General features: G+C 55.9%; 19 protein-coding genes and 1 pseudogene. 18 read left to right on the top strand and 2 right to left on the bottom strand.

Going from position 1 to position 24,531, the window contains the following annotated elements:
- The first annotated feature begins 252 nt into the window (after positions 1 to 252).
- The 17 genes and pseudogenes from H8S34_RS07045 to H8S34_RS06970 all read left to right on the top strand — a co-directional run bounded on the left by H8S34_RS07045 (position 253) and on the right by H8S34_RS06970 (position 18,231).
- Positions 253 to 1,380 carry a THUMP domain-containing class I SAM-dependent RNA methyltransferase gene (locus tag H8S34_RS07045; RefSeq protein WP_207724913.1) on the top strand — a complete coding sequence of 376 codons (1,128 nt, stop codon included), beginning with the start codon at positions 253 to 255 and terminating at the stop codon, positions 1,378 to 1,380.
- A gap of 30 nt (positions 1,381 to 1,410) precedes the next feature.
- A complete protein-coding gene (locus H8S34_RS07040) occupies positions 1,411 to 2,556 on the top strand; it encodes an S-layer homology domain-containing protein (protein ID WP_101691800.1) in 1,146 nt (381 codons plus the stop codon).
- 33 nt (positions 2,557 to 2,589) lie between these two features.
- Complete coding sequence (locus H8S34_RS07035; protein WP_186963471.1) at positions 2,590 to 3,543, top strand: diacylglycerol/lipid kinase family protein; 954 nt, start codon at positions 2,590 to 2,592, stop codon at positions 3,541 to 3,543.
- 194 nt (positions 3,544 to 3,737) lie between these two features.
- Entirely contained in the window at positions 3,738 to 4,022 is a 285-nt protein-coding gene (locus H8S34_RS07030; protein ID WP_101691802.1) for a co-chaperone GroES, read from the top strand.
- A 61-nt stretch (positions 4,023 to 4,083) separates the two neighbouring features.
- On the top strand, positions 4,084 to 5,709 hold the full coding sequence (groL, locus tag H8S34_RS07025) for a chaperonin GroEL (protein ID WP_101691803.1): 1,626 nt from the start codon (positions 4,084 to 4,086) through the stop codon (positions 5,707 to 5,709).
- 283 nt (positions 5,710 to 5,992) lie between these two features.
- Positions 5,993 to 6,337 carry a hypothetical protein gene (locus H8S34_RS07020; protein WP_186963469.1) on the top strand — a complete coding sequence of 115 codons (345 nt, stop codon included), beginning with the start codon at positions 5,993 to 5,995 and terminating at the stop codon, positions 6,335 to 6,337.
- Between the two features lie 12 nt (positions 6,338 to 6,349).
- Positions 6,350 to 8,551 carry a site-specific DNA-methyltransferase gene (locus H8S34_RS07015; RefSeq protein WP_186963467.1) on the top strand — a complete coding sequence of 734 codons (2,202 nt, stop codon included), beginning with the start codon at positions 6,350 to 6,352 and terminating at the stop codon, positions 8,549 to 8,551.
- On the top strand, positions 8,548 to 11,412 hold the full coding sequence (locus H8S34_RS07010) for a DEAD/DEAH box helicase (RefSeq protein WP_186963465.1): 2,865 nt from the start codon (positions 8,548 to 8,550) through the stop codon (positions 11,410 to 11,412). Before H8S34_RS07015 ends, H8S34_RS07010 begins: the two co-directional genes overlap by 4 nt.
- Positions 11,413 to 11,952: 540 nt before the next feature.
- Positions 11,953 to 12,330: a helix-turn-helix domain-containing protein gene (locus H8S34_RS07005; protein ID WP_186963463.1), complete on the top strand. Its 378-nt coding sequence runs from the start codon at positions 11,953 to 11,955 to the stop codon at positions 12,328 to 12,330.
- A 179-nt stretch (positions 12,331 to 12,509) separates the two neighbouring features.
- On the top strand, positions 12,510 to 12,827 hold the full coding sequence (locus H8S34_RS07000) for a hypothetical protein (RefSeq protein WP_186963461.1): 318 nt from the start codon (positions 12,510 to 12,512) through the stop codon (positions 12,825 to 12,827).
- A gap of 154 nt (positions 12,828 to 12,981) precedes the next feature.
- A pseudogene (locus H8S34_RS15460) lies at positions 12,982 to 13,251 on the top strand (viral replication protein); the annotation flags it as partial.
- A 48-nt stretch (positions 13,252 to 13,299) separates the two neighbouring features.
- Positions 13,300 to 13,944: a hypothetical protein gene (locus tag H8S34_RS06995; protein WP_366485764.1), complete on the top strand. Its 645-nt coding sequence runs from the start codon at positions 13,300 to 13,302 to the stop codon at positions 13,942 to 13,944.
- Positions 13,931 to 15,241 carry an FtsK/SpoIIIE domain-containing protein gene (locus H8S34_RS06990; protein ID WP_186963457.1) on the top strand — a complete coding sequence of 437 codons (1,311 nt, stop codon included), beginning with the start codon at positions 13,931 to 13,933 and terminating at the stop codon, positions 15,239 to 15,241. The genes H8S34_RS06995 and H8S34_RS06990 overlap by 14 nt, the downstream gene beginning before the upstream one ends.
- A 10-nt stretch (positions 15,242 to 15,251) precedes the next feature.
- Positions 15,252 to 15,452 carry an excisionase gene (locus H8S34_RS06985; protein ID WP_087336634.1) on the top strand — a complete coding sequence of 67 codons (201 nt, stop codon included), beginning with the start codon at positions 15,252 to 15,254 and terminating at the stop codon, positions 15,450 to 15,452.
- 77 nt (positions 15,453 to 15,529) lie between these two features.
- Positions 15,530 to 16,687 (top strand): site-specific integrase, encoded by a 1,158-nt coding sequence (locus tag H8S34_RS06980; RefSeq protein ID WP_186963455.1) that lies wholly within the window; start codon positions 15,530 to 15,532, stop codon positions 16,685 to 16,687.
- A 393-nt stretch (positions 16,688 to 17,080) separates the two neighbouring features.
- Positions 17,081 to 17,674 carry a VanZ family protein gene (locus H8S34_RS06975; RefSeq protein WP_186963453.1) on the top strand — a complete coding sequence of 198 codons (594 nt, stop codon included), beginning with the start codon at positions 17,081 to 17,083 and terminating at the stop codon, positions 17,672 to 17,674.
- Positions 17,675 to 17,823: 149 nt separating this feature from the next.
- Positions 17,824 to 18,231, top strand: coding sequence for a hypothetical protein (locus H8S34_RS06970; protein WP_101691806.1), 408 nt, complete (start codon positions 17,824 to 17,826; stop codon positions 18,229 to 18,231).
- 145 nt (positions 18,232 to 18,376) lie between these two features.
- Here H8S34_RS06970 and H8S34_RS06965 read toward each other — a convergent pair whose 3' ends face one another.
- Together H8S34_RS06965 and thrS are read right to left on the bottom strand one after the other, a co-directional pair.
- Positions 18,377 to 19,408, bottom strand: coding sequence for a helix-turn-helix domain-containing protein (locus H8S34_RS06965; RefSeq protein ID WP_186963451.1), 1,032 nt, complete (start codon positions 19,406 to 19,408; stop codon positions 18,377 to 18,379).
- Positions 19,409 to 19,960: 552 nt separating this feature from the next.
- Positions 19,961 to 21,757 (bottom strand): threonine--tRNA ligase, encoded by a 1,797-nt coding sequence (gene thrS, locus H8S34_RS06960; protein WP_101691808.1) that lies wholly within the window; start codon positions 21,755 to 21,757, stop codon positions 19,961 to 19,963.
- 796 nt (positions 21,758 to 22,553) lie between these two features.
- Between thrS and H8S34_RS06955 the strand changes: the two genes are divergently transcribed.
- Positions 22,554 to 24,476: an NAD(+) synthase gene (locus H8S34_RS06955; RefSeq protein ID WP_186963449.1), complete on the top strand. Its 1,923-nt coding sequence runs from the start codon at positions 22,554 to 22,556 to the stop codon at positions 24,474 to 24,476.
- Positions 24,477 to 24,531: the final 55 nt, after the last annotated feature.

Below are 24,531 nucleotides of genomic sequence, written 5' to 3'. Positions count from 1 at the left end.
CACGCTTCTCAAAAATGCAAGCATTTTTTCGAGGGGATGCAGGCCGCCGCGCGCATGGCCCGAAGGGCCACACACTTGCGGCCTGAGCAGAGTGTTTTCCGACGTACACGCCGCCGGAAAACACGATTTGACCCTCTTCCGCCGTCTGCGCCCGGCGGAACTCTGCGAGGCGATAGTGCCTGAACTCAAAAGAGTGCACTTGAATTGACAGACCGGTATTTGTATTTTGTATAGGAAATGGAGTATGTCTCGATGATGACCAACCTGCAACTTGTCGTCCCCACCCTCTTCGGCCTGGAGGGCCTGGCCGCGGAGGAGCTGCGCCGCCTCTCCCTGCCCAACGTCCGGGCCGAGAACGGCCGGGTCTTCTGCGACGCCACCCCCGCCGACATCGCCCGGGTCAACCTGAACCTGCGCACCGGCGAGCGGGTGCTGATCGTCCTGGGCCGCTTTTACGCCGGGGACTTCGACGCCCTCTTTGAGGGGGTGCGCGCCCTGCCCTGGGAGGAATTCATTCCCCGGGAGGGCGCCTTCCCGGTGAAGGGCCACTCCCTGAACTCGGCCCTCCACTCGGTCCCCGCCTGCCAGTCCATCGTGAAAAAGGCCGTGTGCGCCCGCCTGGGGGCCAAGTACGGCCTGGAGAAGCTCCCCGAGACCGGGGCCCTCCACCAGATCCAGTTCTCCATCCTCAAGGACGAGGTCACCCTCATGCTGGACACCAGCGGCGCCGGGCTCCACAAGCGGGGCTACCGGGCGGTGGGCGTGGCGGCCCCCCTGCGAGAGACCCTGGCCGCCGCCATGGTGCTCCTCTCCCGCTACCGGGGGAGGGACCCATTCTGCGACCCCTTCTGCGGCAGCGGCACCATCCCCATCGAGGCCGCCCTCATCGCCAAGAACCGGGCCCCCGGCCTGAGCCGCTCCTTCGCCGCCCAGAAGTGGGACTGGCTCCCCGCCAAGGTGTGGATGGAGGGGGCCGACGAGGCCATGGACAAGGAGTTTGACGGGCACTACGACATCTGGGGCGGGGACATGGATCCCGCCGCCGTGGCCATCGCCCGGGACAACGCGGTCAAGGCCGACGTGGAGGACCTGGTCCGCTTCGAGGTGGCCGACGCCCGCACCTTCCACCGGAGCGACCCCTACGGGCGCATCGTCACCAACCCGCCCTACGGCGAGCGCATCCTGGAAAAGCAGGAGGCCGAGGAGCTCTACCGGGCCTTCGGACAGGCCGTGCGGGACCTGCCCAATGGGTGGAAGGTCTCGGTCCTCTCCTCCCACACGGAGTTCGAGCGCACCTTCGGCCGCACGGCGGACAAACGCCGCAAGCTCTATAACGGCATGTTAAAATGTGACCTATTTCAGTATACAGACAGGAAATAAGATAGAATAAATTACGGGGAGGAATGGAAAATGGCCCATCGTTGGACCAAAGCCGCCCGAGCGGGGCTGGCTGCGCTGGCTCTGTGCGCCCTCCTTCCTCTGGGCGCGGGGGCCGCTCCCGCCGGGGTGACCATCTGGGGCTACCAGGAGGGCATGGCCAAGGCCCAGAGCCCGGACGGGAAATTCGGATACGCCAACGCCCGGCGGGAGGTGGTCATCCCCATGCAGTACACCTCGGTGCTGGACTTCACCCTGGGGCTGGGCCAGGTCCAGCTGGGCGACCGGCTGGGGGTCATCCGGCAGGACGGGACCTACCTGATCCAGCCGGAATACGGCTCCCTCTTCCACATGACCGGCGGGCTGTACATCGCCCAGAAGGGGACCAAATGGGGTGTGGTGAGCCTGCTGCCCTTCCCAGACGGGAAGGGTGGGACCACCCAGATCTTCTACGACTTCGTCTATGACTCGGCCCGGCTGACCGAGGTGAGCGGGGGAGAGGCCCTCCTCCTCACCAAGGACGGGGAGACCACCGTCCTCCCCTTCTACCAGATCAACCAGCTCATGCTGGAGCGGCAGGTCCCCTCGGCCCGCTTCCCCCTCAACCGGGGACGGCTGCCCGACTTTTCCGACGTGTCCCCCCGGTCCTGGTACGATCTGTGGGTGGACCTGGCCTACAACCTGGAGCTCATGGAGGGTGTGGGGGACAACCGCTTCGCCCCGGACCGTACCATGACCGTGGCCGAGGCGGTGCGCCTGGCCGCCTGCATGGAGAGCCGCCAGCGGGGGGACAACTTCCACCAGCAGAGCGTCTCCGGGGCGGTGTGGTACCGCTCCTCGGTGGACTACTGCGTGGCCAGCGGCATCCTCCGGCGGGGGGAGTTCCTGGACTATGAACGCCCCGTCACCCGGGCCGAGATGGCCCACATCTTTGCCTCCACCTCCCTGGGCCGCGCCATCCCCGAGAAGAACAGCCTGGAGCGGGTGAAGGCCTCCGTCCCCGACGTGAAGGCCGGGGACTATGCCGCCGACGACATCTATGCCCTCTACGCCAAGGGGGTGCTGGCCGGGAGCGACGGAAAGCTCACCTTCCGGCCCGGGGATACGGTCACCCGCGCCGAGGCCGCCGGCATCGCCGCGCGCATGGCCCGGATGGAGCAGCGTATCACCCTCTTTTGAATGGGAATCTGAACACAGTAGGATGGATGGACCATGAAGCATTTGTTTGTGCTCAACCCCTCCGCGGGGCAGTATGACCGCAGCCAGGAGATGATCGCCCGGCTGGCCGACACCCTGGACCCCCTGGGGGTGGCATGGGAGGCCAGGGTGACCGACTACCCCGGCCACGCCGTGGAGCTGGCACGGGCGGCCGCCGAGACGGGGGAGAGCGTGCGCATCTACGCCTGCGGGGGCGACGGCACCCTCAACGAGGTGGTCAACGGGGCCGCCGGGTATCCCAACGCCGCCGTGACCCAGTACCCCTGCGGGTCGGGCAACGACTTTCTCCGGCTCTTCGGGCAGGACCGGGGGCGCTTTTATGATCTGAAGGAGCTGGTCTACGGCGACCAGGCCGCCGCCGACCTGATGGACTGCAACGGCCGCCTCTCCCTCAACATCTGCTCGGTGGGCTTTGACGCCCGCATCGGGCTGGGCATGGCCCAGTTCCGGCGCTATCCCATGGTCAGCGGTGCCATGGCCTACCAGCTCTCTCTGGTGAAGAACCTGATCGCCGGCATCGCCCGCCCCTACGAGGTGGAGGTGGACGGGGAGATCTTTGCCGGGGACTTCTCCCTGCTGTGCGCCTGCAACGGGCGCTACTATGGCGGGGGCTTCCACCCCTCGCCCCGGGCCGTCCCCGACGACGGGGTGCTGGAATTTCTGCTGGTGAAGGGGGTCTCCCGCCTGACGGTGGCCCGGCTGGTGAAGCTCTACGCCGCGGGCCGGGCGGAGGAGATCCCGGAGCTGGTCATCCTCCGGCGGGGCAGGTCCATGAAGGTGCGCTGCGACCGGCTCTCCATGGTCAATGTGGACGGGGAGCGGCTGGATACGGATGAGCTCTCCATCGCCCTCTCTGCTAAAAAAGTGAACTTTGTGTTCCCCAGGGGAGCCTCCTGGGCCCCGGCCTCCGGTGTAAAAAATGAGATTTCCGGAGAAAAAAAGAGATAAGAAGACTTTGAGGGAGATTGAGAGAGATTCGCCTGGAAATTCACCCATCATTCATAAAAAATTTAAAAATTAGGGCTTGCAGAATTGTAGAACTAAGTTTATTATAATAAGCGTGTTAGCACTCCGGTAAAATGAGTGCTAACACGCTGAACTTGTTTTGAAAAAGATTTATCACATATAAGGAGGAACCTGTTATGAAACTCAAGCCTTTGGCTGACCGCGTTGTCCTGAAGATGGTGGAGGCCGAGGAGACCACCAAGGGCGGCATCATCCTCACCGGCGCTGCCAAGGAGAAGCCCGAAGTGGCTGAGGTCATCGAAGTGGGCCCCGGCGGCGTGGTGGACGGCAAGGAAGTCGTCATGACCGTGAAGGCCGGCGACAAGGTCATCACCAGCAAGTACTCCGGCACCCAGGTCAAGATTGACGGTGTGGAGTACACCATCGTGCGCCAGGGCGACATTCTGGCTATCGTCGAGTAACAAACCACCGGCCGCTCCGGCGGCGGTGTATCAACATCTCATTTTTTGGAGGTAATTCATTATGGCTAAGATCATTTGCTACGGCGAGGAAGCCCGTCACGCTCTGGAGCGCGGCGTCAACCAGCTGGCCGATACTGTGAAGATCACCATGGGCCCCAAGGGCCGCAACGTGGTGCTGGCGAAGAAGTTCGGCGCCCCCCTCATCACCAACGACGGCGTGACCATCGCCAAGGAAATCGAGCTGGACGATCCCTTTGAGAACATGGGCGCTCAGCTGGTGAAGGAAGTCTCCACCAAGACCAACGACGTGGCCGGCGACGGCACCACCACCGCCACCCTGCTGGCTCAGGCCATCATCCGCGAGGGCCTGAAGAACCTGGCTGCCGGTGCCAACCCCATGGTCATGAAGAAGGGCATCTCCAAGGCTACCGCCGCCGCCATCGAGGCCATCAAGGCCAACAGCCAGAAGGTCAACGGCAGCGATGACATCGCCCGCGTCGGCGCTGTCTCCTCCGGCGACGAGACAATCGGCAAGCTGATCGCCGAGGCCATGGAGAAGGTCTCCCACGACGGCGTCATCACCGTTGAGGAGTCCAAGACCGCTGAGACCTACAGCGAGGTCGTGGAGGGCATGCAGTTCGACCGCGGCTACATCACCCCCTACATGGTCACCGACACCGAGAAGATGGAGGCCGTCCTGGACGATCCCTACATCCTCATCACCGATAAGAAGATCTCCAACATCCAGGAGCTGCTGCCCGTGCTGGAGCAGGTCGTCAAGACCAGCAAGCCCCTGATGATCGTGGCTGACGACGTGGAGGGCGAGGCTCTGTCCACCCTGATCGTCAACAAGCTGCGCGGCACCCTGAACGTGGCCTGCGTGAAGGCCCCCGGCTTCGGCGACCGCCGCAAGGAGATGCTCAAGGATATCGCCATCCTGACCGGCGGCACCCTGGTTTCCGCCGACCTGGGCTATGAGCTCAAGGACGCCACCCTCGACATGCTGGGCAAGGCCCGCCAGGTGAAGGTCCAGAAGGAGAACACCATCATCGTGGACGGCGCCGGCAGCAGCGAGGCCATCAAGGGCCGCGTGGATCAGATCCGCAACGAGCTGGCCATCAGCACCTCCGACTACGACAAGGAGAAGCTGCAGGAGCGCCTGGCCAAGATGGCCGGCGGTGTGGCCATCATCCGCGTGGGCGCTGCCACCGAGGTGGAGATGAAGGAGAAGAAGCTGCGCATCGAGGACGCCCTGAACGCCACCCGCGCCGCGGTTGAGGAAGGCATCGTGGCCGGCGGCGGCACCGCCTATGTGAACGCTGTCTCCGCTGTGGAGAAGCTCATCCCCGAGGTTGAGGGCGACGAGAAGACCGGCGTGCGCATCATCGCCAAGGCCCTGACCGAGCCCATGAAGCAGATCGCTGCCAACGCCGGCATCGACGGCTCCGTGGTCCTGGAGAAGATCCGTGAGTCCGGCAAGGTCGGCTACGGCTTCGACGCCTACAAGGAGACCTATGTGGACATGATCTCCGCCGGCATCGTGGATCCCACCAAGGTGACCCGCTCCGCTCTGGAGAACGCGGCTTCCATCGCCGCCACCCTGCTGACCACCGAGTCCCTGGTGGCCGACAAGAAGGAGCCCGCTGCTCCCGCTCCCGCTGCTCCCGACATGGGCGGTATGTACTAAGCAATAGCCTGAACCCATTGGGACGCAAGCAATTGCCAGAAGTACAGCCGTGAATTTACGATAAACTTACGACAATTGCAAAGAAAAAGCGTCTGATATGTATGAACGCCGCTGTCTGTGATTTGCAGACAGCGGCGTTTTATTTTGTTTATCCCTCCTGCGAAAAAAGTCTTCGGCTTCTACCTGTCGAGGGAAAAATGAAAAATCTTTTGATGGATCTTGATTTATTTTATAAGTATGTTAGTATGTAAACATACATACTAAATGCAAAGGAGGTGGGCGTATGAATCATCGGCAGAAAACAGCATTTGGTGAATATCTGGTCGGAGAGATCAAAAAGGCAGAAATGTCGCAGGAAGAGTTTTATACCGCAGTCGGCATTAAAAAACCGTACTTCTACGATCTGTTGACAGCCACGCCCCCTCCAACCGCGCTTCAGGATAAGATTGTAGCTGTACTGGATGAAAAGACTGGCGCCGATGATATCCGACGAAAACAGTTATACGATCTGGCAGCAGAAGGCCGCAACGAGATCCCAGCAGACATAGCAAAGCTCATTAAAGACAATCCGGCCAAACTGGACATGATACGCAAAACACTGAACGAGCTGCTTGCGGCGCAAGGATAAGGAGATGGAGATATGGCAGCATTAAATGAACTGATTCAAAAAATAGAGAATCCGGAGCTGCGGGCGCAGATTCAGGCAGCGGCAGACAAACTGATAAAGCAGAAAAAGTTTGGTCTTGTGTTTGAGGACCATCTTCCGGAGTGTACGCCCCTCTATGATATTCCAGTTAGAAAAGGCCTCAAAGTATCGCTTCGTAATGGAAAGGCAAATGAAACTTATACTGTTTTGAAAATTGAGGCAGGTAAGGCTCTCTGTTTGCCGAGAAATGGGAACGAAGCTGTAGAATTTGCTGTTTCAGATCTCGTAACAACGGCAGAACTGGGTGACCCAATTTACCCCTGCCTCCAGATGCTGGACGAAGTATGTAATGCGCCGGGCAGTGACCTTTGGCATACACTGATTGAAGCAGATAACTACCATGCCCTGCAGCTTCTGGAATATTTATATGCCGGCCAGGTGGACTGTATTTACATTGACCCACCCTATAATTCTGGCGCCAAAGACTGGAAATATAACAATGACTATGTTGATAACAATGATACTTACCGTCACAGCAAATGGCTTTCTATGATGAAAAAACGGCTAGAGATTGCTAGGCAGCTGTTAAATCCAAATGATTCAGTATTAATTGTAACCATTGACGAAAAAGAATACTTACATCTGGGCTGTCTATTGGAAGAAATGTTTCCAGACTCAAAAATGCAAATGGTAAGTGATGTAATTAATCCCAGAGGAGCCACTAGGGATGGCCAGTTTTCTCGATCTGACGAATATATATTTATTGTCCAACTAGGTGCAAATAGTGTTTCCTATCCGAAGGCAGGAAGTAAGCACTATGTTGAATGGTATCGTTTACGACGGACAGATTATGATTCCAGACGAGGCACTGTTAAGGGTGGAACGCGACAATTTTACCCCATTTATGTTGATACTAAGTCTGAAAAGATAGTACACATAGGAGAGCCACTTTCTATAGGTCAAGATCGAAATTCTGTACCTCAAATTGAGGGTGCTGTGCCAGTTTTTCCAATTAAAAATGACGGAACGGAAATGAACTGGGGAGTAACACCAGAGACACTTAAACTATTAATAGATAATCACTTTGTCCGTGTACGCAGAAACGATGATGAAAAGTATCAGCCTTATTTGCTTCACTATATTTCATATAAACAATTAGAAGCCATCAGAGAGGGCAAATCGTCAATTGAAGGATACAATCCTGATGGGACAGCAATTGTTGTTGAAGATGATGGCCACATTATTCGACCTGGTTCAGCTTGGAATATCGCTAGCCATAACGCCGGTACATATGGTTCAGAGATTTTAGCAAATATAATTGGGGAAAAAAGATTTAATTTCCCCAAATCACTATATTCTGTACTCGATATATTACGCTATTTTTTAAGAGAAAAACCAAATGCACTGGTGGTTGATTTTTTCGCTGGTTCAGGTACAACTCTACATGCGATTAACCTTCTCAACTTTGAAGATAACGGCAATCGTCGGTGCATTATGGTTACAAATAATGAAGTATCTTCAAGCGAGGGCAAAGTTCTTCGTGAACATGGTTTCCAGCCGGGTGATGAGGAGTGGAATGCACTAGGAATCGCACGATATGTAACATGGCCGCGAACAGTTTGTAGTATTAGAGGTTCTAATATTAAAGATCAGCCAATTAAAGGGAATTATGGTGTTATGGAAGAGGAATTTACATTGGATGAAGACAGCATAGTCCTCTCTAAAATTACAGGTAAACCAATATCAAGAAAAGTGTATATTAAGAAAAAAACACAGAAAGAACCAATTCTTTCAAATATTAAGTGCTCGGATGGGCTCAAGGCAAATGCAGTATTTTTTAAACTAGGGTTTCTTGACAAAACTAAAGTTTCCCTCGGCATGCAGTTCAAAGAGTTACTCTCTATCCTATGGATGAAAGCGGGCACCATTGGGAAATGTCCCACCATTGATGCAGGGGTACCCGATATGCTCATTCTGCCGGAAAATAAAATGGCGATCCTCAATGACGAGAACCAATTTGGAGCATTTGCGGAAAAGCTGGCACAGCATCCCGAAATCGAGGTCGTATATCTGGTGACCGATTATGAATCCAGCTTTGTTTCCATGACGCAGGCGCTGGAGGGCAAAACAACGTATCAGTTGTACCGGGATTATCTGGACAACTTTAGAATCAACGCAGGGAGGAACAGCAGATGAAAGTAAATTTAATATCCTTTCAGGATAAAGCTGTGAAGGATCTGCGTGTGGACATTGCCGACGCGCTGGACAATTATAGACGCAGGAAGAAAACGCAGGTCGTTTCCCTGCAGGCCCCCACCGGAGCCGGAAAGACGATTATTGCGGCTGGACTGATCGAGGATATCTACTTCGGATCAACCCTTGCAGATGGGACTACGTTTGACGAACAGCCGGAGGCAATTTTCGTTTGGTTGTCGGATTCTCCGGAGCTGAATGCCCAGTCCAAGCAAAAAATTGAGTTGAAAACCAGCAAACTGCGCTTCGGCCAGTGCGTCACCATAGCAGAAGATTCTTTTGATATGGAGATGCTGGAAGATGGTCATGTCTACTTTCTGAATACTCAAAAAATCAGCAGAAACGGCAAACTGACGCAGCACTCTGATGACCGGCAATACACGATTTGGGAAACCCTTGATAATACCATTCAAAACAAAGCGGACAGACTGTACTTTATTATCGATGAAGCGCACCGCGGTGCCAAGAGCAAGCGGGAAGCCGGTACAGACACCACGATCATGCAGCGGTTTATCAAGGGGTATGAATATACCGAGAACGGCATCAAGCGAAAAATGCGGGCTATGCCGGTAATCCTTGGCATCAGCGCCACTTCGGAGCGATTCAATACCTTGGTTGGCAACACCACCAACGTTGGTCTCCAAAAGTATGTAATTACAGCAGACGAGGTGCGCAGCTCGGGCCTTCTCAAGGATCGGATCGTCATTACTTATCCGGAAGATCTGGAAAAGAACAACGACATCGTACTTCTGGAAGCCGCTGTGGAAGAATGGCTGAAGAAATGCAAGCGCTGGTATCAGTACACGTCTGAGCAGCACTATGCCAATGTAGATCCGGTGCTTGTGGTTCAGGTGTGCCAAGGTCATAACGGCGCGTTGTCTGACACCAACTTGGAAGATGTACTTGCAAAAATCGAAGAAAAGGTTGGTACACCATTCAAACATGGAGAAGTTGCCCATTGCTTTGGAGAAGGGACGACTTTGGAACTGAATGGATTGACCATCCCCCATGTTAAGGCATCCGAAATCGCGGACGATCACAAGATTAAAGTGGTTTTCTTTAAGGAGGCACTTTCCACAGGGTGGGATTGTCCCAGAGCCGAAACCATGATGTCCTTTGCGGTGAGAAACGACCCGACTTATATCGCGCAGCTCCTTGGAAGAATGGTGCGGACACCGCTGCAGATGCGGGTCATGCGCGATGAGTTCCTGAATGACGTGAAGCTGTACCTCCCTCATTTCAACAAGGATACCGTCAAAAAGGTTGTGGAAGAACTCCAAAGCAATGAGGGCGGCGAAATTCCGACAGAAATTAATGGCGAATCATTGGAAGAACCCACCTATGTCACTTGGACAGTACACACTCCCCGACATGCCCGCCAGGCGGAACCCGATCCGAATCAGATTGATCTGTTTGATCATATGCCGGGAAATTCCGTTGCGGCAACAACACCCGCAGATACTCCTGCAGCCGAAACTGCGCCACCGCAGGCTCCTGCCGCTTCGAGCGGCACCGGCACAGGTGCGCCGGAGTATATTCCCCCAAAATCAGTGACTGCTCCAGTGCCTTCCGGCGGCCAGCAATCTGCACCTGCTGTTCCAACGGAAAATATTTTACAGGGTAAGCAGCTTGAAATGATTCCGGAGTTTGACCGGGTAGAGATTATTGATTTTATCAACGCCAAAGGGTACTTGAACTATCTTGTCCGGCAGGATCGGATCAATGATTACCTGAAGTCGCTTCTGGATCTTGCCACGTTGCTGACACATAACGTTATCTATCAAAATGCCCGTAACGAAGTGATCGATGATATCGTGGGGCTCATTCGTTCCTATATCGAAGAATTGCATCGTACAGGACGTTATGATGCGCTGGCAGACCAGGTGCTGCAATTCAAACTTTCTGTGCAGGTGTTTGACCCATTTGGTAAGGCATTGGAGGAAAACTATTTCAATGATTTCACCTTGATGTCAGAAACTGATCTTGACAGACAGGTGCGCAATGCAGATGCGCGGCTTGGCAGATACGGGTTCCCCAATATTTATGGTAGCAGATACTTTGACGAAGAGAACCCGAATGCACACAAAATCGATTGTGTCCTTTTCGCTGCAGATGAATCGTGCAGAGCAAAGCTCGGTGAATACGCAAAGAACAAGCTGCGGGAATTTTCCGGAAAGTACCGCGTGGCGGTTGCGAACAAGTCAGATGCATGTAAAAGAAAATACCGTGAAATCATGGCTGATAGCGCCGTTGTCAGCGAACAGATCTTTGCGATTCCAGAAAACATCTATGTAAAGGAAGACCCTGACGGTAAGGAATATGAAAATCATCTCCTCGCCGCTCCAGATACAGGTATTGCTAAGATCAAACTGAATGGTTGGGAAGCCGACCTGATTGACGAGGAAGCCCGCAGACCAGATTTTGTTTGCTGGCTGCGCAATCCGGTCAAAGCCTCTTGGGCGCTGTGTTTACCGTATGACATCAACAATGAGAAGAAATCCTTTTATCCCGATTTCTTGATTGTACGCCGTGATCCAGCAGTTGATTATGTTGTGGATATCTTGGAACCCCATGGCAACCAATATGCCGATAATCTGCCGAAGGCAAAAGCACTGGCAGCATATGCAAAGGCAGAAGAACGTATTGGCCGAATCCAACTAATCCATAAGATCACTGGTGCGGGCAACAAGAGTCGATTTGTCCGTCTGGATCTCACTGATATATCTGTGCGTGACAAAGTGCTTCGCGCAGCATCTAATGAGGAGTTAGATCATATTTTTGAAACAGATGGATTATTTGAATGAAGCGAAGCACAATCTTTTTAAGCGCGACCGGATTCGCAGAGACACAATATATAGAATATTTTCGGAAAATAATTCAATATGTAGTTGATTTCTGCGCGTGTCTATGATACCCTATCTTTGCCAATGTCTAAAGGCATAACTATGAATGAACAACGACAACAGCACGACCCACTTATTAGAGCGCCTCTTTTACGGCACAACGAGGAAGCCGTCCTATGGACGGCATGAAAAACCATGCGGAGGGCGGTAACGCCCGAACAATCCCACATGCAGGCGGGAAAAGTTTGCTGCACTTGCCAACCCGGTACCCTGCGGGAACAACGACCCAGCGCAGTCCAAAACTGCGCCAATGAATTTCTTTCGTGAACGGGCTTTGCGCCGGAGGTGGATAATACAGTTATTCACCAACAGCGTTTCACGGGAGGAGGTGGCGGCTATGGCATATTCTATCTATCACCATAGCAAGCTGAACGCAAACAATCAGCAGACCACCTCCGGCAATAGGCCCACATAGGCAATTTATAACCAGGGGAAACCGCTTTGGCTTACAGGAAGCCGAAGCAAAGCCCCGGTTATAAAAGGAACGAACAATCTGCCCTGGCAAGGCAGATCCAGGCAGACCTCCAAAAACTCGGCATGACACAAAAGGAACTGGCAACCGCAAGCGGTATGCCGGAGGCCAGAGTGAGCCGGATTTTGCGAGGTGGAAAAGTACGGCTGACAGAACAGGACATTAACCAGTTAGCCCTTGGCCTTAGAAAGACAACGGCAGAACGGGACAACCTGCGGTATCTCGCATGGCCTGAACTGTACGAGATCGACAAGGCGTTAAAGCGGCGTGACGGGTGTGTATTCCTGCTAAACTGTGAATTGGCCGAACAGGGACTTCCCTTATTGGGGAGTAATTTTGAAGAATGACAGAAAACCGCCGTCCCAGGCAGCAAGTGGGACGGCGGTAAATTTTTTTGTCTGAATTTCACCAGTGAAATTTTCAAGGGATTTTTTGCGATATGATAGGGCCACACAAGGACTTGTGACCTTATCATCAGGGCGGCGGATAGGCCAGCCACCGCCCACAATATAACGGAGGAAATGCTATGAAAATCACTGACCTTATCATTGACCCTAAGAGCCTGGGGAGCAAGTTGTGGCTGGTGGAGGTGTCCCCGGCCTATGAGTACCAGAACAACAGGCGGACGGATACCGTCCTCGGCTACCGCTATACGGTGGCCCTGCCGGACAAGTGCCTGGACAAAATCAATGTCCGCATCGACGGTGAAAAGCGTATGGACACCCCGGACGGCTATGCGGAAGTGCGCTTTGACGGCCTGGAGGTATTTATCTATTGGAGCCAGGGTCAGCCCCAGGTAGGAGCCAGGGCAGCGGACATCCATCTGGTGAATCCGAAAGCCTGATGACCTGGGCGGCGCTGGAGAGGCCAGCCGGGATTAGGACAGTCCCCTCAAGGGAATGGCCCCCGGCGGCAACGCCAGCGCCGCCCTCCCATAAGGGTCAGTATTACCCCTTATGGGAAACTTGTAGCATGTAGCAATACAAGGGAGGCATTCCATGGGCAGCAACAGCCAATCCCGAAAATGGGCGCTGGTGATTAACAATCCATCAGAGGCCGGATTAGACCATAGCGCCATCAAGGAAATCTTACAGAGGTTTTCCCCGGCCTATTACTGCATGGCCGATGAAACAGCGTCAACGGGGACATATCACACGCACTTGTTTTTCTATGCTCCATCGCCTGTGCGCTTTGCCACCATCAAAAATCGTTTTCCCACGGCTCATATAGAAAAGGCATATGGGACAGTACAAGAAAACCGGGCATACATCCGCAAGGAGGGCCGATGGGCGGATACCGACAAGGCGGAAACTGCGGTGCCTGGGACATTTGAGGAGTGGGGCGAGGTTCCACCAGAACGGGCAGAGAAACACCCGGAGATGTTCCGGCTCGTCCAGAATATCCGGGACGGCCTGACCACCACGGAGATCATTGACGATAATCCGGCCATGGCCTTTCGTGTCCGTGATATTGACCTGCTGCGGCAGACCTTGACGGCGGAAAAGTACGCCGTGGAGAATAGGCCGTTGCAGGTGTCCTACCTCTACGGGGCCAGCGGTGCGGGCAAAACACGGAGCATTTACAGTACCCATGACCCCCGGAGCATTTACCGGGTGACAAACTATCGGGCCACAAGGGGCATTTCCTTTGACGGCTACCACGGGCAGGATGTGCTTGTATTCGAGGAGTTCAGCAGCCAAATTCCCATTGAAGATATGCTCAACTACCTGGACATTTATCCCCTGTCGCTCCCGGCCCGGTACAACGACAAGACGGCCTGTTACACAAAAGTATATATCACATCTAACTCGCCGCTGGAAAATCAATATTGGGTGGAACAGCAGGCAAGGCCGGAAACCTGGCGGGCATTTCTCCGCCGTATCCATACCGTGGTGGAGTACCTCCCGGACGGCTCCACAATCATTCACAAGAAAGGGGGCTTTCCCTATGACAAGAAGTGATAAAGACACGATTCACAAACGGACGGAGAACCGCCGCTTACTCCAACGCATGAAAACGGGGCTTGAGGTGGTAAAGCATACTCCTTACAAGGGCGTGCTGCTGGGGGCTTATCTAGTGGGCGCTGCGCTGGTCTGGTTATTTCGAGCATACCTGTTCAGTCTGGATTCCTATGGTATGTTTTCCCCGGTTCTGGAAGCGGCTATTAACCTTTTGATTCCGCTCTATGCTGTGGGCGGCCTCCTGGCTTTCTTGGCGTTCCTGGGAACGCCCCGGGGCAACAAAGCGGCAAAGGAGGGTTTGCAGAAAGTTGGCCTTGTCAACCATGCAGGGGAGGCCCCCGCCCTCATAGCCAAACGGCAGGACGGGAATAATCCCCGGCTGACGATCTGGGAGTTTGACCCCTGCGGGATACCGCTGGGCGAGTGGGAGGATAAACGGGCCAGGATTGAAACGGCGCTGGATATTACCATAGCGAAAATGACCTGGGCGGAGGGGCGAAAACTCATTCGTGTCTATGCTGTCCCGGCAAAAAGTGATTTCCCGGCCCTGCTCCCCTGGAAAGACAAGTACCTGACCCCGGAAAGTTTTGTTCTGGTACTGGGAGAAAGTCTCACAGGGGCGGTGACAGTCAACCTTGCAAATATCCCTCATATCCTGCTGGGCGGCTCTACGGGCAGCGGAAAAAGTGTGCTGCTAAAGCTGCTGCTTATGCAGTCGCTCCGCAAGGGGGCGGAGGTCTACATAGCCGATTTCAAGGGCGGCGTGGACTTTCCCAAAGTCTGGCACAATAAATGCCGGATATGCTTCACCGAAGAAGATTTGCTCTATACCCTGGGTCAGCTTGTGACGGTGTTGGAATACCGCAAGGGACGGCTGGCAGAAACCGAGTGTAAAGATCTGGATACCTATAACGAGGTCACAGGAGAAAATTTCCATCGGATCGTGTTCGCCTGCGACGAAGTAGCAGAGATGCTGGACAAAACAGGCCGCAGCAAGGAAAGTAAGGAAGTGCTGGCCCAGATTGAAAACAAGCTAGCGACACTATCCCGCCTGGGACGGGCCTTTGGCATCCACCTGATCCTCGCCACGCAGCGCCCGGATGCTAACATCCTTCCTGGTCAAATCAAGAACAACCTGGATTTCCGGGTGTGCGGCAGGGCAGATAATGTCCTCTCTCAAATCATTCTGGATAACACCAACGCCGCCGACCAGATTCCCAAGGATGCAAGGGGCCGTTTCATCACCGGAGACGGTACTGTGTTCCAGGCTTACATGTTGGATGAAAAGCAGCTGTGAGGTGATTTCCATGGCGCATGAAATTCCTATTTGGCAGAAAGCCAATCTTACTTTGGAGGAAGCCGCTGCCTACTATAACATCGGCATCAACAAACTGAGGCAGATGACCGATACCAAGGAGTGCGAAAAATATGTGCTTTGGGTGGGAAATCGCCGCCTGATAAAACGGAAACCATTTGAGGCATATCTCCAAAGTGAATATTCCATTTGAATGGCAAAAAGCGCCCAGATATGCTATGATGACTGTATCATACATATCGGGCGCTTTTCCGGAAAGGAGTGTGCATTGTGGCGGGAAAGCGCAAAGATAGAAATGGCCGAGTACTGAAAACAGGTGAAAATCAACGCAAAAATGGCACCTATGATTATCGCTATACAGATAGTCACGGAAAAGTGCGGTGTATTTACGCTAAGACATTAGAAGATCTTCGGAAGAAGGAAGCCGCGATCCAAAGGGACCTCGCCGATGGCATCGACTATGCTGCCGGTGAAGTTTCGGTCGCTGATTTGGTAGACCGCTATATGAGCCTAAAACGAGACATTGGACATAATACGAAGCGGGCCTATGGAACCGTCATTAACCGGATCAAGGAATCTGAGTTCGGGCAGATGAAGGTGCGAAATGTAAAGCTGTCCGATGCCAAGCGTTTCTACATTGACCTACATGATACCGGAAGCAAACGCAACACAATCTCTATCTACCATAGTGTGCTACGGCCCACCTTTGAAATGGCTGTCGATGATGACATGATTCGCAAAAATCCGTTCAAATTCAAGGTGTCCGATATTATTCCGGACGATGCGGTGAAAAGAACGGCACTTACCAAGCAACAGCAGGAAAATTATCTTCGCTTTATTCAGGAGAATGGACAGGATAATTACTATGATGATATTGTGATCCTGATGGGCACCGGGTTGCGGGTTAGTGAGTTGTACGGCCTTACCAAGAAAGATGTGGACTTCAAAAAGCGGCTCATCTTTATTGACCACCAGCTCTGCCGGACGGCAGAAAAGCCTTACTTTGTAAAATCGCCTAAGACCAGCAGCGGTGTCCGGTGTATCCCCATGAGCGATGTGGTCTACATGGCGTTAAAGCGTGCTGTGGCAAACCGACAGCCTCCAACAGTAGAACTCCTGGTGGATGGGTACAGCGGCTTTCTCTTCCTGGATAAAGCCGGGATGCCAAAGGTTGCTATGCACTTGGAAAACTATATGCGGGGAATGCAGAAAAAGATGGAACGGATCTACGGAAAATCCTTTCCGCGTGTAACTCCCCATGTGCTGCGCCATACCTTCTGTACCAATATGCAGCGAGCCGGGATCGATGTGAAAAGCCTGCAATACCTTATGGGCCACTCCAATGTCAGCGTGACATTAGATGTCTATACGCATGTTGACTTTCATGCGGTTCAAGAGGCATTTGGCAGGGCGGTCTCCAATCTATAGGCATCTTTGCTTTTTGCAAAAAATACCCGGTTGGCTTACCATAAAACTTACCATTTTTAGCGGGTAAGATATGTAGACTATGGTAGAGAATATCGGAAAGAAATGATAGAATATAACGCATATCCCTTCTTTTCTCTACTTATCTCTTATAGAAAGCCGTAATTCCCCGAGGGCGGTATGTACTAAGCAAAACGCCACAAGTTTACGGCCCCCGGAACCGAGTGTTCCGGGGGCCTTTTTGCACAAAAACACTGGAGGTATCGGCAGTATTATTAATATTTCTTCCAATAAATAAAGAGATATGGTATGATAAGACCGTAAATAGAAAACAAAGAGAGGTTTCCTATGCAGTAGAAAGTACAGGAAATCGTTCTTTTGTGGAGGGAATGCAGTTTGAGCTTGTTTTTGGATATGGTGGGGGGAAAGTTTCTCCAAGCGTTTCTATTTGCTCTTTGCATAGGGATCATTTATGTCTGCATCCGTTTTGTTATGGTGAAAAAAGGGAAGAGCTCCTGGGGGAAGATTGGAAGAGAAATACTGAAATTCCTAATGGTATGCTATTTTGCTGGTATCATCGCCTTGGTCTGGGTACCGGACTGGTTTTGGTCGATCCTATATGGACGCTATGACCCGGGAGTCGGTCTGGGTGGAATTAGGGGCAGCTTCAACTTTGTGCCGTCGATATATCGATATCTGCGTGGGGAATTGACGGGAGGCTCGTGGATTCGGACCATGATTTTGGGAAACATTCTAATGTTTGTGCCGCTCGGGATCATGCTTCCGCTGCTCTTGAAAAAGAACAGGATCTATGACACGATGAAAATATCCTTAATGATTGTACTTGTGGTAGAGATCGTACAGCCGTTTGTTGGACGGAGCTTTGATGTAGACGATATCATTTATAATGCATTGGGTGTGCTCGTTGGTTTTGTGCTCTATAAAATCGTAAATTGCATCTTTCCCGATTTGCGGAGATATTGTTGTTGAGCGAGACCATGGTTTTATCTAAAGCCGAAAAGAATGAGGGGAACTTGATCCCCTCATTCTTTTTCATGTTTTTTTCAGTTAGGTGTACGCAAACGTGCACTATTCCCGCCGGGGGCGCCTAGGGTATCCAGAACATATGAGGTGATACCATGAGCGGACGAAAAAGATCTTCCCGCACGGTGCTTCCCTGGCTGACCGCCCGGTCGGACGGGAAGGAAGGGCGGTTTATCCAGGTGGGCAACTCCCTCCTGCTGGACAAGCGGGTGCAGAAGCTGAGCGGCAACGCCCTGCGGCTCTATCTCTGCATGGCCATGGAGAGCGGCGGGAAGCGGCATTTCCTCTTTCCCCAGGCGGTGGGGAAGAAGTACGGCATCTGTCCGGCGGGACTGTGGCGGGGCATGACCGAGCTGGAGGAGAAGGGCTTCCTCTCCCACCGGTCCGGGAAGAACGTGCGCCAGCCCAATGAGTACGTCTTTTCCCTGGAGTGGAGAACGGGAGAAAAGCCTCCCGCGTTCCCGCCCCCTGTGGCTATATGTAGTATATCTCCCTCAGAATGAGAGAAGGAGACGGGCAGATTTTTCTCACTGGTTCTCGCAAAATGAAGGAGTGAAGGGGCCATTTTGTGGATGGGTTCTCGCAAAATGAGAGAAGATTGGGGCCGTCTTTCCTTCAAAATGAGAGAGCCAAAAAGAACTTATCCCCTCAGACCAGCGCCTCATGCCGCACTTCATCAAAGACGATCTGTCCATCGGCCAGGTGGAGGAGCAGGGTCAGACTGCCCGTCTGATAGCGGCCGTCCTCGGTGAAGCGGTCCAGGACAGCCTGGAGAGAGCCGTCCTCCCGCCGCTCCAGAGAGCGGAGCAGAAAGGCCGACGGCTCGCCCGGGGTGGGGGCGGGTTGGTACTGCCCGTGGGAATAGGAATAATCCCCTGCGGCGCCGTGGGTATAGGCGGCATCCCCGAACCAGAGGGCCACGGCCTGGTCCACATAGTCGGCGGACAGCGCATCTCCGTGGGGGTGCCGGTATCGCAGGGGCGCGCACCAGATCCAGTTCAGGGCCTCCTCCCAGCGGGCAAAGTGGCCGTCCTGGCAGCCGGGGAGGAGAGAGAGCTGATACTGCCGGGCGAAGAGATGAAAATCAGTTTCCAGAGCGTCGGTGAGCGGGATGGGACCGGGGTCCTGGGGCAGGGCGGCCAGATCGGCTACCAGAAGATCGGCGGTGTCGTCGTCGGTGGTGAACCATCCATCCTGCGTGACCCGGGGGATGTCCACGGCCATGAGCCGCCGGACCTTGTTCTCGTCCCGGAGGTCGGAGGAGCAGCGCGGCGCGGAGGAGACGGTGGGGAGGACCTCCTCCGGCGGGGGAGAGGCCGAGGGGATGGGGGCCGCCTCCGGCGCAGGGGCCGTCAGACGGGAGACCCCCAGGAGGACCAGCGCCAGGGCCAGGACACCCGCCCCGGCTACTTTCCTCCACCGGCGGGGGCCGGGACGTCTCCTTCGGCCCGCCGCCGGGGCGGAGCCGCAGAGGGTGTTGAGGTCTACCTCCAGGAAGGCGGCGATGGCACGCAGCGTTTCCAGGTCGGGCAGGGTCTGGTCCCGCTCCCAGTTGGAGACGGCCTGCCGGGTGACAAAGAGCGCTTTGGCCAGGTCCCGCTGGGAGTGGCCCCGTTCCTGCCGGAGCCGGGCGATGCGGCGGCCCAGGGTCTCGGGTGCGGATGTGGTCTCGGGTTGCATAGGTGCGGCCTCCTTTCTCTGCATCCATGATACCGGATTTTTCCCCCAATGGGAAGGAAAGCGGGCGGAAAAAGGGGCGCAACCATTCGTTGCCCCCGAAGCGTGTCGAAAAACTTCGACACGCTTCTCAAAAATGCAGGCATTTTTTCGAGAGAATGCAGTCCGCCGCGCGCACTTCGTCGGGTCAAAGTCCGCACCGTTCGCCCTGGCCTGATGGCCAGGGTTCACTCCGCTCCTTTGCACCTCCTCTCCCAAACAAACCCGCTTCGCTGGGCTTCGTTTGGGTTCCCGGCTCGCACACTTGCGGCCTGAGCAGCGTGTTTTCCGACGTACACGCCGCCGGAAAACACGATTTTGACTCTGTTCCGCCGTCTGCGGACGGCGGAACTCTGCGAGGCTCTTGCAGCACCAATCGCAGCAGCCCTTTTTTGACAGTTTAAGGGGGGCAACCATTCGTTGCCCCCCGGACTGGTGCAAAAAAACAGGAAGATGGGACTTTCGTCCGCATCTTCCTGTCGGTGTTGATCAAAATGGCTTCAAAGGGAGGAGGGATCAGCTGCGCGCCTTGCTGTCGACCTCTTCCTTCAGCTTGGCCTGGAAGGCCTCGAAGGACATGACCTCCTGCTCGCCCTTGCGGTTGCGGACGGCCACCTCGCCGGTCTCCACTTCCTTGTCGCCCACGACCAGCATATAGGGGACCTTCTCCAGCTGGGCCTCGCGGATCTTCTTGCCGATCTTCTCGTTGCGGGGGTCAACCTCCACACGGAAGCCCTGGGCAAAGAGCTTCTCCTTGAGCTCATAGCTGTAGTCGGCGGCGCGGTCGGTGATGGGCAGGATGCGCACCTGCTCGGGCGACATCCAGGTGGGCAGGGCTCCGCCGTACTCCTCCAGCAGGTAGGCCAGAGTACGCTCGTAGCAGCCCAGGGAGGTGCGGTGGATGATATAGGGGGTCTTCTTCTGGCCGTCGGCGTCCACATACTCCATGCCGAACTGCTTGGCCAGGAGCATGTCGATCTGGATGGTGACCAGGGTGTCCTCCTTGCCGAAGACGTTCTTGTACTGGATGTCCAGCTTGGGGCCGTAGAAGGCGGCCTCGTCGATGCCGATGGTGTAGTTCACGCCCAGATCGTCCAGGATCTGGCCCATGACCCGCTGGGCCTCCTCCCACTGCTCGGGGGTACCCTCGTACTTGTTGTTGGGGTTGGCGGGATCCCACTGGGAGAAGCGGAAGGTACACTTGTCCAGCAGGCCCACGGTGCCCAGGCAGTACTTGGCCAGGTCCAGGCAGCCCTTGAACTCCTCCTCCAGCTGCTCGGGACGGAGGATCAGGTGGCCCTCGGAGATGGTGAACTGGCGCACACGGATGAGGCCGTGCATCTCGCCGGAGTCCTCATTGCGGAAGAGGGTAGAGGTCTCGCCCAGGCGCATGGGCAGGTCCCGGTAGCTGCGGCCCCGGTTCAGGAAGACCTGGTACTGGAAGGGGCAGGTCATGGGACGCAGGGCAAAGCACTCCTTGGTCTCGTCGTGGGGATCGCCCAGGACGAACATGCCGTCCAGATAGTGGTCCCAGTGGCCGGAGATCTTGTAGAGCTCCCGCTTGGCCATATAGGGGGTCTTGGTGAGGAGGTAGCCGCGCTTCTGCTCCTCATCCTCTACCCAGCGCTGGAGCACCTGGATGGTGCGGGCGCCCTTGGGCAGCAGGATGGGCAGGCCCTGGCCGATCACGTCCACGGTGGTGAAATACTCCAGCTCGCGGCCCAGCTTGTTGTGGTCCCGCTTGAGGGCGTCCTCACGCTGCTTGACCCAGGCGTCCAGCTCGTCCTTCTTGGGGAAGGCGATGCCGTAGATGCGCTGGAGGGTCTCCCGGTTGGAGTCGCCGCGCCAGTAGGCGGCGTTGCAGGCGGTGAGCTTGATGGCGTTGCCCTTCACCCGGGCGGTGGAGTCCAGGTGGGGACCGGCGCACAGGTCGGTGAACTCGCCCTGCTTGTAGAAGGAGATGACGGCATCCTCCGGCAGGTCGTTGATGAGCTCCACCTTGAAGGGCTCGCCCTTCTCCTCCATCAGCTTGAGGGCCTCGGCCCGGGGCAGCTCAAAGCGCTCCAGCTTAAGCTTCTCCTTGCAGATCTTGCGCATCTCGCCCTCGATCTGCTCCAGGTGCTCGGCGGTGAAGGGGAAGGGAGAGAGCATATCGTAGTAGAAGCCCTCCTCGATGGCGGGGCCGATGGCCAGCTTCACCTCGGGCCACAGGCGCTTGACCGCCTGGGCCAGAATGTGGGAGCAGGTGTGCCAGTAGGTCTTGCGGTACTCGGGATTTTCAAAGGTAAACTCATTCTTGACTTCTTCGGACATAACGAAAACCTCCTTGTAAATTGGGGCGGAGGGTATGAAAAAACGCCTCACCCCTGATTGGTCAGGGGTGAGGCGTACAAAACGTCCCACGGTTCCACCCTGCTTGCCAGAAGCGCGGAGCACCCAGGAGCAGGACAACAGCGAGGCGCGCAGACGAACAACAGGTCGGGCGAAGCCCGGCGGCATGTTCGGCGGAGCGCGGAGCAGTTGGCCGTCGCGGAGGGTGCAAGCGTGACATCTGGCCGCTTGTGACTTTCTGTAACGGGAAAGCCCCGGCCCGGTCCTCCCGGGCGGCTCAGGAGTGGTACAGCCGCCGCGTGTCGCAGGGCGCTTGCACCAGAGTGCGCCCCTCTCTGTTCGCCGCTGTGCGGTTTCTTCTCCGTCGTAGCCTCTTTTGACAGGGGTACTATATCACCAATCGGAGGTGCTGTCAAGGGCAGAGAAGAGATTGTCAGGGAAGGGAGAATTTGCGGGAAGTGTAAAGCGCAATTTACAAACTATTCACAATTCCGTCACGGTTTAGCCGTATTTACAGGGTAATATAAACGTGGAAGCAGGGAAGAGCAGACCTGACTTCCAACATATCAGACACGCCAACCAATCCCTCTCCAACCCCTTTGCAAACACACAACACACACACCCAGAAAACCCCGGCCGGGCAGGCCGGGGTTTTTTGGCGGTACGGCCGGTGGGACGGCGTTCTCTTGCAATCGGGGAGAGAATGGACTATCATATAAACTGTAACGGACCGTTTTCTGGAAACGGACCAGACGATCCTCAAAGGAGGTCATCCCATATGCGCGATGGTTTTATCAAAGTGGCGGCCGGCACCCCCAAGATCCGGGTGGCGGACTGCCGTTATAACGCCGAACAGATCTTCACTCTCATGCGGGAGGCGGACAAGCAGGGCGTGCGGGTGCTCTGCCTGCCCGAGCTGTGCATCACCGGCTACACCTGTGGGGACCTGTTCCTCCAGCCCACCCTGCTCCGGGGGGCGGAGGAGGCCCTGGCCACCATTCTGGAGGCCACCAAGAATCTGGACATGGTCACGACCCTGGGCCTTCCCGTACGGAACAAATGGGATAATAAACTGTATAACTGCGCGGCAGTAATACAGAAGGGAGAGATTTTGGGCCTGGTTCCCAAGGCCTGCCTGCCCAATTACGGGGAGTTCTACGAGGGACGCTGGTTCACTTCGGGCGCCGGCGTGGATGCCACCGTCACCCTGTGCGGACAGGAGGTGAGCCTGGCGGACAGCAACTTGTTCGCCTGTGAGGACATGCCCGGTCTGGTGATCGGGGTGGAGATCTGCGAGGATCTGTGGGCGCCTGAGCCCCCCTCCATCCGCCTGGCCCGGTCGGGGGCCACCCTCATCCTGAACCTGTCGGCCTCCAACGAGCTGGCGGGCAAGGCGGCCTACCGCCGGGGTCTGGTGTCCGGCCAGAGCGGCCGGCTGGTGTGCGGCTATGTGTACGCCGACGCCGGCGAGGGCGAGTCCACCACCGATCTGGTCTTTGCCGGCCACAACATCGTGGCGGAGAACGGCACCATTCTGGCCGAGCGGCGGTTTTCCACCGGCCTCACCATCAGCGAGATCGATGTGGAGCGGTTGGTCTACGAGCGCCAGCGGATGAACACCTACCGGACCGAGTCCGATCAGGCCTGCTGGCGGACCTCCTTCTCCCTCACGCCGGCCGACACCCGGCTCACCCGGCCCGTGTCCCCCACCCCCTTCGTGCCCCAGGACCAGAGCGACCGGGCCGAGCGGTGCAATGAGATCCTGTACACCGCGGCCCTGGGCCTCAAGAAGCGGCTGGAGCACACCCACGCCAGGACGGCGGTGGTGGGCCTGTCCGGCGGACTGGACTCCACGCTGGCGGTGCTCATCACCGCGGTGTCCATGGAGATGCTGGACCGGCCGGCCAGCGATATCATCGCGGTGACCATGCCCTGCTTCGGCACCACCGACCGCACCAAGTCCAACGCGGTCCTGCTGGCCGAGCGGCTGGGCTGCACCCTCAAGACCATCGACATCGGGGAGGCGGTGCGCCGCCACTTCAAGGACATCAGCCAGTCCATGGAGGACCACGACGTCACCTTTGAGAACGGTCAGGCCCGGGAGCGGACCCAGGTCCTCATGGACATCGCCAACCAGACCGGGGGCCTGGTCATCGGCACCGGAGACCTCTCCGAGCTGGCCCTGGGCTGGTGCACCTACAACGGCGACCACATGAGCAACTACGCCGTCAATGCCGGCATACCCAAGACGCTGGTGCGCCATCTGGTCAGCTTCATCTCCGACGACAAGGAGGCGGAGGACCCCCAGCTCTCCACCGTGCTGGCCGACATTCTGGACACTCCTGTGTCCCCCGAGCTGCTTCCCGCCATCGAGGGACAGATCGCCCAGAAGACCGAGGACCTGGTGGGGCCCTATGAGCTCCACGACTTCTTCCTCTATTACGCTGTGCGCTGGGCCTTCCCGCCCCGGAAGGTACTCCGCCTGGCCGAGTACGCCTTTGGGCGCTCCTATGACCGCGCGGTCCTCCTGAAGTGGCTGAAAAACTTCTACCGCCGGTTCTTTGCCCAGCAGTTCAAGCGCTCCTGCCTGCCCGACGGCCCCAAGGTGGGGTCGGTGGCCCTCTCTCCCCGGGGCGACTGGCGGATGCCCAGCGACGCCGTGGCCGAGCTGTGGCTGGACGAGCTGGAAGGGCTTATGTAAGATCGGCCCGATACGCGGGGCGCTGTCCGGGGGACGGCGCCCCGTCCCTTTCATT

It is taken from the genome of Pseudoflavonifractor hominis (assembly GCF_014288125.1).
In the GTDB taxonomy this organism is placed as follows: domain Bacteria; phylum Bacillota; class Clostridia; order Oscillospirales; family Oscillospiraceae; genus Pseudoflavonifractor_A; species Pseudoflavonifractor_A gallinarum.
Note: the sequence above shows the minus strand (reverse complement) of the source record. Positions and strands in the feature narration are given on the sequence as shown.